9 protein-coding genes are annotated in these 10,353 nt (G+C 63.1%); 2 read left to right on the top strand and 7 right to left on the bottom strand.

What is annotated here, in order from left to right:
* The 7 genes from eat to mftE all read right to left on the bottom strand — a co-directional run.
* Window positions 1–1,281, bottom strand: a 1,281-nt coding sequence (eat, locus tag A2J03_RS11015) for an ethanolamine permease (protein WP_068373375.1), incomplete at its 3' end; no start/stop codon positions are given.
* 207 nt (window positions 1,282–1,488) lie between these two features.
* A complete protein-coding gene (locus tag A2J03_RS11010) occupies window positions 1,489–1,980 on the bottom strand; it encodes a DUF779 domain-containing protein (RefSeq protein WP_068373372.1) in 492 nt (163 codons plus the stop codon).
* A gap of 62 nt (window positions 1,981–2,042) precedes the next feature.
* Window positions 2,043–3,566 (bottom strand): acetaldehyde dehydrogenase ExaC, encoded by a 1,524-nt coding sequence (exaC, locus tag A2J03_RS11005; RefSeq protein ID WP_068373370.1) that lies wholly within the window; start codon window positions 3,564–3,566, stop codon window positions 2,043–2,045.
* A gap of 117 nt (window positions 3,567–3,683) precedes the next feature.
* On the bottom strand, window positions 3,684–4,976 hold the full coding sequence (locus tag A2J03_RS11000; RefSeq protein ID WP_068373366.1) for a helix-turn-helix domain-containing protein: 1,293 nt from the start codon (window positions 4,974–4,976) through the stop codon (window positions 3,684–3,686).
* Between the two features lie 295 nt (window positions 4,977–5,271).
* On the bottom strand, window positions 5,272–6,720 hold the full coding sequence (mftG, locus tag A2J03_RS10995; protein WP_068373364.1) for a mycofactocin dehydrogenase MftG: 1,449 nt from the start codon (window positions 6,718–6,720) through the stop codon (window positions 5,272–5,274).
* Complete coding sequence (gene mftF / locus A2J03_RS10990; protein WP_068373380.1) at window positions 6,717–8,114, bottom strand: mycofactocin biosynthesis glycosyltransferase MftF; 1,398 nt, start codon at window positions 8,112–8,114, stop codon at window positions 6,717–6,719. Before mftF ends, mftG begins: the two co-directional genes overlap by 4 nt.
* Before the next feature lie 103 nt (window positions 8,115–8,217).
* Window positions 8,218–8,928: a mycofactocin biosynthesis peptidyl-dipeptidase MftE gene (gene mftE / locus A2J03_RS10985; RefSeq protein WP_082897758.1), complete on the bottom strand. Its 711-nt coding sequence runs from the start codon at window positions 8,926–8,928 to the stop codon at window positions 8,218–8,220.
* Between the two features lie 94 nt (window positions 8,929–9,022).
* Between mftE and A2J03_RS10980 the strand changes: the two genes are divergently transcribed.
* On the top strand, window positions 9,023–9,748 hold the full coding sequence (locus A2J03_RS10980; protein WP_068373361.1) for a GntR family transcriptional regulator: 726 nt from the start codon (window positions 9,023–9,025) through the stop codon (window positions 9,746–9,748).
* 186 nt (window positions 9,749–9,934) lie between these two features.
* Window positions 9,935–10,353 (top strand): cytosine permease (locus A2J03_RS10975; RefSeq protein ID WP_197480718.1); only part of this gene is annotated, 419 nt, incomplete at its 3' end.

The raw sequence follows: 10,353 nt of genomic DNA, 5'->3' as shown, positions 1-10,353 counted from the left end.
GACCACCGCGAGAGCCGCGATGACGAGGGCGAATCCGGTGGTGGCAATGCCGCCTGGGGTGCGGTACGGACGCTCCATGTGCGGTTCCTTGCGACGCAGCACGATGTGGCTGATCATCATCAGAACGTAGCTCAGCGCAGCGCCGAACACGGCCATGTTCAGCAGCATCGCGCCCTGACCGGTGAGCGAAAGCAGGAACCCGATGACGCCTGGGACGATCAGTGCGAGGGTCGGAGCCTTGCGAGAGTTGGTCACCGACAGCGAATTCGGTAGATAGCCGGCACGGGACAGCGCGAACAGCTGCCTCGAGTACGCGTACATGATCGAGAAGAAGCTCGCGACCAATCCTGCGAGCCCGATGTAGTTGACGACCTTCGCGGCCGAGCTGTCACCGAGCGCCTCGACGAGCGGATTGCCCGACGCCTGCATCGCGTCCGCACCGCCGGCTCCGGTCACGAGGAAGGGCACGCCTGCGCCGGTAACGAGGAGAACAGCCATGGCCGCGATGATTCCTCGCGGCACGTTCTTGGTCGGATCCTTCGCTTCTTCGGCAGCCAGCGGCACACCTTCGATGGCCAGAAAGAACCAGATCGCGAACGGGACGGCTGCCCAGATTCCGATGTATCCGAACGGCAGGAAGCTCGACGCACCGGCGGCATCGGTCGGAGCGATGTCGGTCAGGTTGGCCGAATCGAATTGGCCCACCGCCGACACCGCGAAGATCACCAGGCCGACAAGTGCGATCCCGGTGATGACGAACATGATCTTGAGAGCTTCACCCGCTCCGCCCAGATGGATCCCGATGAAGATGGCATACACAGCGAGATAGACCCACCACCCGTCGGTGATTCCGAACAGCCCGAGAGACTCGACGTACGCACCGATGAAGGTCGCGATAGCTGCAGGCGCGATGGCATACTCGATGAGAATCGCTGTCCCGGTTGCAAACCCACCCCACGGTCCGAGCGCGCGACGCGCGAACGTGTAGCCACCGCCCGCCGCGGGCAGCGCCGAGGACATTTCGGCCATGCCGAGCACCATCGCCAGATACATGCCAGCGATGACGATGCCGGCGATCAGCAGGCCGCCGAAGCCACCCTGTTCCAATCCGAAGTTCCAGCCCGAGTAGTCACCCGAGATGACATAGCTGACGCCGAGCCCGGCGAGGAGGACCCAACCCGCGGTTCCCTTCTTCAACTGACGCTTCGCCAGATAATCGCTTCCTTCGACGTGGGACTCGGTCCCGTCGTGATGGGCGCCTGTTGGTTTGTTGACGGACATGTGCGGCCTCTCTCGAAGCAGTGAGCTCGTTATCGCCGGGGGAAGCGAATCGAATCAAGATATGCCCGCGGTGTAAGCGCGGAGTGATCGACATATGACGAGAGAATTACGGAGCTACCAGTTCGGTGCTACCGATATGCGCCTCCGGCGCAGTGGCGCGGTTGAGTGCACTGCAATGCACTTAACCGCGCCACTGGGGCGGAGCGCCTAGCCCTGAAGCATTCCCGGAACGGGACACGCATCCTCCGCTTCCGCGACGACGAGAACATCGTGCGGAACCGGTGGCCGACGCCCCTCTTCCCAGTCGACGCCGACCAGCGGCGCCGTGCCTTTCAGCGCGTCGTTCTCCTCCGCGGTGAACGCGCGCCCCCGACTGAGGAACCGAAGGCCCTCCGGTGTCTCGAGGGAGAAGCCGGATCCACGCCCGGGCACGACGTCGAGGACCATCTGCGTGTGCTTCCACGCCTCGAACTGCGAACCCGAAATCCACACCGGAACAGCGTCGTCACCGTCGGGGAGATCGTCCGGGATATCGTCCACGCCGAGACGGAGATCGAGCAATCCGAGAAGAACGTCCCGGTCACCGACGATGAATTCGCCTGCGGGATAACACATCGGCGACGAGCCGTCACAGCATCCGCCGGACTGATGCATCATCAGTGCGCCGTGGATACCGCCGAGGCGACGGAGAAGCTCCATCGCCCCGGCGGTGGCTCGAAGACGCGCGGGCGCAGCCGAAGCTGGACCCGACCCGTCAGGCATCAGAAGAAGCCCTGAGCCTTCTGCGCGTAACTGACCAGAAGGTTCTTCGTCTGCTGGTAGTGATCCAGCATCATCTTGTGATTCTCGCGGCCGATGCCTGACTGCTTGTAACCACCGAAGGCAGCGTGCGCCGGGTACTGGTGGTAGGTGTTGGTCCACACTCGACCGGCCTTGATGTCTCGACCCGCGCGGTACGCGACGCCGCCGTCCCGCGACCACACGCCTGCACCGAGTCCGTAAAGGGTGTCGTTGGCGATGGAGATGGCCTCGTCGTAGTCCTTGAAGGACGTCACCGAGACGACCGGCCCGAAGATCTCCTCCTGGAAGATACGCATGTCGTTCTTGCCGGTGAAGATCGTCGGCTGAACGTAGTAGCCGCCGTTGAGGTCTCCGCCGAGCTGAGCACGCTCACCACCGGTGACGACCTGAGCACCCTCGCCCTTGCCGATCTCGATGTAGGACAGGATCTTCTCGAGCTGATCGTTCGATGCCTGTGCACCGATCATGGTGTCGGTATCGAGCGGATCGCCCTGTCGCACAGCCTTGGTGCGGATCGCGGCGAGTGCGAGGAACTCGTCGTAGATGTCGGCCTGGATCAGCGAACGCGACGGGCAGGTGCACACTTCACCCTGGTTGAGGGCGAACATCGTGAAGCCTTCGAGGGCTTTGTCCTGGTAATCGTCGTTGGCCGAAAGAACATCGGAGAAGAAGACATTCGGGCTCTTGCCGCCGAGCTCGAGCGTGACCGGAATCAGGTTCTGGGATGCGTACTGCATGATCAGTCGTCCGGTGGTGGTCTCGCCGGTGAACGCGATCTTGGCGATACGCGGGCTGGACGCGAGGGGCTTGCCCGCCTCGGTACCGAACCCGTTGACGACGTTGAGGACCCCGGCGGGAAGCAAGTCACCGATGATCGAGATCAGGTGCAGAATCGACGCCGGCGTCTGCTCGGCCGGCTTGAGGACGACGGCGTTTCCTGCTGCCAGCGCGGGAGCGAGCTTCCACACCGCCATGAGGATCGGGAAGTTCCACGGAATGATCTGGCCGACAACGCCGAGGGGCTCGTGGAAGTGGTACGCAACTGTGTCGGAGTCGATTTCGGAGAGCGAGCCTTCCTGCGCACGGATGCATCCGGCGAAGTAGCGGAAGTGATCGACCGCCAACGGGATATCGGCGTTGAGAGTCTCGCGAATCGGCTTGCCGTTGTCCCAGGACTCGGCGAGCGCGATCGACTCGAGGTTCTCGGCGATGCGATCGGCGATCTTGTTGAGGATCACGGAGCGTTCTGCGGCGGAAGTCTTGCCCCACGCAGGTGCGGCGGCGTGTGCAGCGTCGAGCGCGAGCTCGATGTCCTCCGACGTGGAGCGAGCTACCTCGCAGAAGTTCTCACCGGTGACGGGAGTCGGGTTCTCGAAGTACTGACCCTTGACCGGTGGTACCCATTCGCCGCCGATCCAGTTCTCGTAGCGCGGCTGAAACGACATGACCGAATTCTCGGTACCGGGACGGGCGTAAACAGACATCTAGGACTCCTTCTGATCACAGAACTGATGTGATTCAGAACACTAGAGTCTGCAACGTTGCAACTAGGTTGCTGCACTGCGTGCAACTACGACCGGTCTGCCCGAGGCCAGGGAAGACTAGACGCCCAGCTGACGGTCGAGATGATTCAAACGCGCGCTGACCTGGTCGTACAGAGCGGAATCGGAGCTGAGGGTGGCCCGATAGGCTTCCCAGGCGATGACGTCGGTCCTTCCGTGAATCGACGACGTCCACTGCGCGAGCAGGACGGGGTCACCCACTCGTAGCAGTGCCGCCTGAACGCGCGAGCGGAGTTCCTCGCGAATCTCCTCGATGCCGGGCGCCGAGGATCCGGGCAGCACCGGACCGGTGTAGATCCGGAGGGCTGCTTCCACGTCACCGCGGTCCAGAGCGCGGCGGATATCACCGACATCGGAGTTCAGCTCCCCCACCAGGCGATAGGGACGTGACGCGAGACCGGCCGAACCGAAAGCCTTCCGCAGCCGTGACATCTCCGCACGAATGGTGACCGAGTCCAGCTCGTGCTCGTCGAGCAACACCGCGAGGTGATCCGAACTCAGACCCTCTGGGTGGTCGGCAAGAAGAAGGAGTATCTCCGCGTGACGCTGCGACAACGACACGCGACCGGAACTCCGCACCACCCCCGGCTTACCCGACCCGAGCACCTCCAAGCGAGGGGCGGTGTCCCCCAGCGACTTCGGGGAATTCATCAGATGTACGCGCAGCTCCGATTCCGCCGCTGCGACAGTGGCACGAATGAGCGAGAGCACCTCGGGAACCGCCACCCGCGGTCCGCCCGTGATATCGATGGCGCCCAGGATGCGACCACTGGTCGGATGGTGGACAGGTGCAGCCGAGCAGCTCCATTCGTGGACGGATCTGCTGAAGTGCTCCGCAGCGAATATCTGCACACAGTGATCGACGGCGAGAGCGGTTCCGGGAGCATTGGTCCCTTTGCTCTCCTCGCTCCAGTCGACGCCCTCCGCAAAACTCATCGAACTGGCACGGTCCTTCGCTGCGGAATCGCCCTCGACCCACAAGAGGCGGCCTTCGGCGTCGGAAATCGCGACGAGCAGACCGGTGTCGGCTGCATCCTCGACGAGCAACTTGCGGATGACGGGCCTGATGATCGACATCGGATGGCCGTCGCGGTATCGATCGAGTTCGGCGCCAGAGAGGACTACCGAGTCGTCACGGCCGTCCGGATCGACGCCTTGTGTTCTGCTACGCAGCCACGAATCGAGGACCACGGAGCGGACACTGTCGGATGGAGACCTGTCCTCGACGAACGACCGATGCGCGGTCGTCATCCGTCGAGCAAGGACATCGAGGTCCTCACCAGGGCGAACAGCGACCCACGGGTTGCCCTGCCCCCGGATGTTTCCAGTCATCAGTTTGCTACCTCTTCTGGCGCGGTCACCCTACTGTAACGCAGCTCACACACGCAGAATACAGCCCCTTCATCCCCGACGGTTGTCCGCCGAGGCCGAAGGACCCGCACTCGGTCAGCGCTTCTTGCTCGTCGCGGAAATGTCTATGCTCGAGTCGGCGGACGCCTTCGTCTTCTTGTCCGCGCGCTTCTCCTTCAACGACTTTCCGAACTGCTTGGTCACGGAATTGCGAGGAGATTGTCGGACGTCGGTTCGCACCGCTGTGCGACCCGTGAACGGCCCACAGACCATGAACCTACGCCACCGTGCCTCGAACGAGGTCCGCTCCGCGTTCGGCGAGCATGATCGCCGTCGCGTGTGGCCCTCTCGTCGGTACGACAGGGAACGCCGAGGTGTCGAGAACGTACAGTCCGTCGATCCCCCGGACTCGGCACGAATCGTCGAGCACCGAGCCGTCGTCGCCCATCGCGCAGCTACCCGACAGATGAAGCGAGGTCCCGAGCCGCCCGAGCAACGGATCGCCGACGACGGTTGCCAGCGGCGCGACGCCACCCATCATGTCGCCGATCATGCCGAGGCCGGCGGACAACGCCGATCGATCCGATTCGGTCTCCAGATAGCGATAGCGAACGAGGGGTGTATCGGCGGGATCATCGGTCCGTAGAGTGATGTCGCCTCGACTTTGCGGCCGCATCAATCCGACGCCTATCATCGGGTCGCCGATTGCGAGCCCTGGAATCATTCGGTCGAACGGTACCGAATACGGACGTATTTCCAGATCATCGACGTGAAGGACGACCTCGATCGGTGATCGACTGACGCTCGGGTCCGAAAGTTCGTAGTACACACCGACTTCCGGATGATCACTGAACCCTCGACCCACACGGGGATGGTCGAGCTTCACCGAAATCCCTTTCTCGACCATATGTCTCGCCGGACCGATACCGGACAGCATCAGCAACTGCGGTGTACGCACCGACCCCGCGCACAGGATCACTCGGTCTGCCCGCAGATGCTCGACCGATTGCCCCCGTGCGAGGGTGACTCCGTTTGCTCTCATCCCATCGAATGTCACGGCGAGCGCGCGTGCCCCATCGAGGACCGTCAAGTTGGCCCGACTCGATGCCGGAAGTAGATATGCAACAGCAGCATTGGTACGAACGCCACGAAAGATGTTGCGTGGCACCGGCCCGATGCCACCAGCGGAGCGGGGTGAATTCTTGTCCGGGTCGTCCGCGAATCCGGCGCGACGGGCCGCGTCGACGAACATCTCGGTGAGAGGAGACATCGAGTCCTCGGTGACACGCGAGACGGGCATCGGCCCCGCGTCGCCGTGGAAGCTCCCGGAGAAGTCCATGTCGTTCTCGAGCTTGCAGTAGTACGGGAGGACGTCGTCGAAGGACCACGACGTCGGCCACGCGTCGAAGTCCGAGGGGCGCGCTCGGATGAAGTAGCCACCGTTCACGGCCCCCGACCCTCCGAGTACGCGGCCCCGCGCCACGGTCCGCGTCAGCGACGGCGTCAACTCGGCACGGTAGGTATCGACCCAGGCGCTCTGCGGCCCGATGGGCAGAATGCGTGCATCCAGAATGTCCTGCGGTACGTCGCCGAGGGAACCGAACCCCGATCCCGCCTCGAGCAACATCACCGAACACGACGGGTCCTCGCTCAGCCGCGCCGCCACGACCGATCCGCACGACCCGCCACCGACGACGATCACGTCCACGGCACGGGCTGCGCTCATGTGTCCATTCGTGGCGTCAATGCCTTCACGCTTCGCGCGTGCACTGCTCCGGACCAGAGTCCTGCACCGTAGGCGACATCGTCGATGCGCTTGAAGAACGCGTACCGAACCGGATCCAGTCCACCTAGCTCACGATGGTTGTACCAGTCCGACAACGCTTCTGTCACGGCAAGTCCCAGAGCGATCTTTCGAATCCGACTGGACAGAATCACCGCGAGGAGCGTGATCGGCCAATAATGGCGACACAGGGCGGATGCGAGTTGCCACATACCTCCGATGAATCCCTCGGTCGCAAGAATCGCGGCAATCCGAGTGGGTTGATCGAGACCGACGAACATCTTGCGAAGGCGGCCGATGGTGACGCCGAGCGTCAACAGCGCACCGAGCAGACCGAATTTGGTGAAGCTCACCGCGAGCAAGCATGCGACCAGCGTCCACGGGGACATCGAGATCGGCGGAACCATGCCCGGGTGCCGTTCGGCGAGCGGGCTCGCGCCGGTGCCGTAGAACAGCTTGCGCCCGAACCAGCGGCCGAAGGTCACCCGGTGGTCGTGTGCCACGTGGGCCACCGGTTCGTAGCGCAGCCGCCAACCCGCTTCCTGCAACCTCCAGCAGAGGTCGACGTCCTCGGCCACGTGCATCGACTCGTCGAACCCGCCGCACTCCTGCGCAACCTGTCGACGAATCAACATCGCAGCACTTGGCACGTAGGACACCGAGCTTCCCGCGCGCACAGCAGCCTCTTTGCGACCCAGATCCAGGGACGACCGGGCGTGCTCGTACCTCGCGAGTGCATTGCCCTCGGGTTCGAGCGCCACGATTCTCGGTGCGACGAGAGCGACGGCCGGGTCGGAGAAATGTCCGAGCATGACTTCCAGCCACCCTTTGCGTGGCACGACGTCCGAGTCCAGAAAGGCTACGAAATCGGTTGTTGCGCTGCGTAGTCCGGTGTTTCTTGCCGCTGCGGGCCCGCGCGAGGTCTCGTGACGCAGCACGGTCACCCCGCCGATACTCCAAGCCATCGGCGGTGCCTTGACCGGATCGTCGGAACCGTCGTCCACGACGATCACATTCAGCCCGTGCAGTGCAGGCAGCAGCCTGCTGAGCCCTGCCGCGTTGTTCTTCAAGGGCACGACGACCGTCACGTCACGGGGTGAGGGAATCGACATCGGTCGTGGGTTGGCGACACCCGAATCGAGCAACTTCCGCGCAACGAGCGCGGACTGTGAATCGGTCACCTCGAGAAAACCGTCGCCGATCATCGCCGCAGCCGTCGGGGCAAGCTTGAGCATCCGGGTCGGAGATCCCCCGATCAGAACGCGACCGTCCGAGTACGTTCGTACCCGAGGATCGACGCGCACCCCGAAGCCATCAGGTAATCGTCCTTGACCCATCAGGTGATCGTAAGCGGACATCGCGGCGAAGTGTTATCGACCGCCGGAGAAAACAGGGAACATACCGAAACCCCGTTTCGACGCTTGTTTCCGGACCGGTGGATCAGGTCAACATCCCCCGAGGGGACGGCGCCCATCGCCGCAGGGCAGCGGCTGTGCGGGCACACATATCGGCGAGAATCGCCTCGCCCTCGGAGGCGCTGGACCCCCGCGGGTCGCCGAGCACTCCATTGGGTGCCACAGCCTGCACTCCTCCGTCCCGTAGGCGCGGGAGAAGGTCTCCGAGGGCGTCGGTGTTACCCACCTCGACGCGCGAGAGGTCCACGACGTCCGGTGAAAGCCAGAGCAGCAGCGAAGTTTCGGTCCGCCCTGCATGGGCATCAGCTCCTGGCGCAGCGCACGGAACCCACGCGACGTCGCGGCCTTCGTAGCGCAGCAACTCCACGGCGGCAATCAGCGTGGCGACGTTCCCGCCGTGGCCGTTGACGAACAACACCCGTGTCGCCCATGCGGACGCCGATCGCCCGTATTCGACGAGCAGCAACCGAAGCGCGTCGGCGCCGATGGATATCGTCCCGGCGAATCCCGCGTGCTCGCCGCTGGAACCGTAGGCGATAGACGGTGCGAGCTGCACGCCCTTCAGGCGCCGCGCGACGGCCTCGGCAATCCGAGTGTCGGTATCGAGCGGAAGGTGCGGTCCGTGTTGCTCGAATGCCCCCAGCGGTACGACGACCGTCACGGACCCGTCCACAGTCGGCCACGTTCTCGGTCCCAGTTCGTCGAACCCGGGGCGGACATCGTCGTTCTTCGGCACCGGCCGATGGTATCTCTCGGCCCGGTAGAGCGATCTTCACACAGCGGAAACAATGTCCCGCTAGCGTGCCCGATGTGTAACGGAAGGAATCACAATGCCACCACGTCGGCGATCGGTACTCCTGGCGAAGTTGAGTATCAATGAGCCCGGAGGTAGGCAGTCGACCATTCTCGACGAACTCCGCAGAGTAATTCTCTCCGGTGATGCCCCACCGAACACGCCTATTCCGCTCAACGAGGTCGCCGAGGTATTCGGCGTCAGCAGAATACCGGTACGCGAATCGTTGAAGACTCTCATCGGCGAGGGATTGGTGGACCACCGACCCAATCTCGGATACACCGTGGCGCAATTGACCTCCGCGGAACTCCGGGAGATGTACATCGTCAGAGAGGTACTGGAAACAGCTGCACTGGCAACTGCCGTCGAACTCGCGACGGACAGCGACCTCGAACAGGCGATAGAGGCCAATCGCTTGCTGGAGGAGGCTATTTCGGCCGACGACCCCCGTGAGTACCATCGCAGGAGTCGTCAATTCCACATGTCGCTGACCAATCCTTCGCGAATGAAGCGACTCCTCCACATGCTTGAATCGGCCTGGAACATCACCGAACCCGTACAACCGATGGTGCACGTCGCGGGGTCCGATCGGGCGTCGCTGCATTCGGATCACCGAACGATGCTCGAAGCGTTTCTCGACCGCGATTCGGTCGCATTGTTGGAGATCGCGCAATCGCATTCCGGAAGACTCAATACGGTGATCTCGTCCATCACGAGTGAGTCGGGACTGTTGGCGGATCCGTCGGTCGACAGAGGCAGATAAAAGATATATCCCTGTCGTCACGCAGGTGCAACACTTCGTCGCTACCTTTTGTTTCGCCGGTCCTCGCCATCGCGGAGTGGACCGATTCACTCGCCAGGAGTGGAGCCTGCGGAACGACCGGAGGGCTTTCAGGAGTGGAGCCTGCGGAACGACCGGAGTGCTCTGCGCTACGCATCAGGAGCATCGATGACAGATACAGCGAACGGACCCCTATCGCCCTCTGCTGAGCAGACAGGCGACTTGGTCGAGGCCGCAGGCCATCCGGTCGGCGGCGGATTGATCAAGGACAGCTACGACCCACGGCTGACGAACGAGGACCTCGCGCCGCTGAAGAAGCAGACGTGGACCTCCTACAATCTCTTCGCGTTCTGGATGTCCGACGTCCACTCCGTCGGTGGATATGTCACGGCGGGAAGCTTGTTCGCGCTCGGCCTCGCCAGCTGGCAGGTTCTCATCTCACTCCTCGTCGGTATCTCGATCGTCTACTTCTTCTGCAACTTGGTCGCCAAGCCCAGCCAGGTCTCGGGCGTGCCGTATCCGGTGATGTGTCGTGCATCGTTCGGGGTACTGGGCGCCAACATCCCGGCCATCATTCGTGGACTCAT

Origin of the sequence: Rhodococcus sp. EPR-157 (genome assembly GCF_001647195.1) — a bacterium.
GTDB lineage: Bacteria > Actinomycetota > Actinomycetes > Mycobacteriales > Mycobacteriaceae > Rhodococcoides.
This window is presented reverse-complemented; position numbering and strand designations above follow the sequence as displayed.

Coding starts and splice junctions, on each gene's coding strand:
- A2J03_RS11010 (WP_068373372.1), bottom strand. CDS start 1,980: ATGGAGCTTCTCCGTCGCCTCGGCGGTATCCACGGCGCACTGATGATG.
- exaC (WP_068373370.1), bottom strand. CDS start 3,566: ATGTCTGTTTACGCCCGTCCCGGTACCGAGAATTCGGTCATGTCGTTT.
- A2J03_RS11000 (WP_068373366.1), bottom strand. CDS start 4,976: ATGACTGGAAACATCCGGGGGCAGGGCAACCCGTGGGTCGCTGTTCGC.
- mftG (WP_068373364.1), bottom strand. CDS start 6,720: ATGAGCGCAGCCCGTGCCGTGGACGTGATCGTCGTCGGTGGCGGGTCG.
- mftF (WP_068373380.1), bottom strand. CDS start 8,114: ATGGGTCAAGGACGATTACCTGATGGCTTCGGGGTGCGCGTCGATCCT.
- A2J03_RS10980 (WP_068373361.1), top strand. CDS start 9,023: ATGCCACCACGTCGGCGATCGGTACTCCTGGCGAAGTTGAGTATCAAT.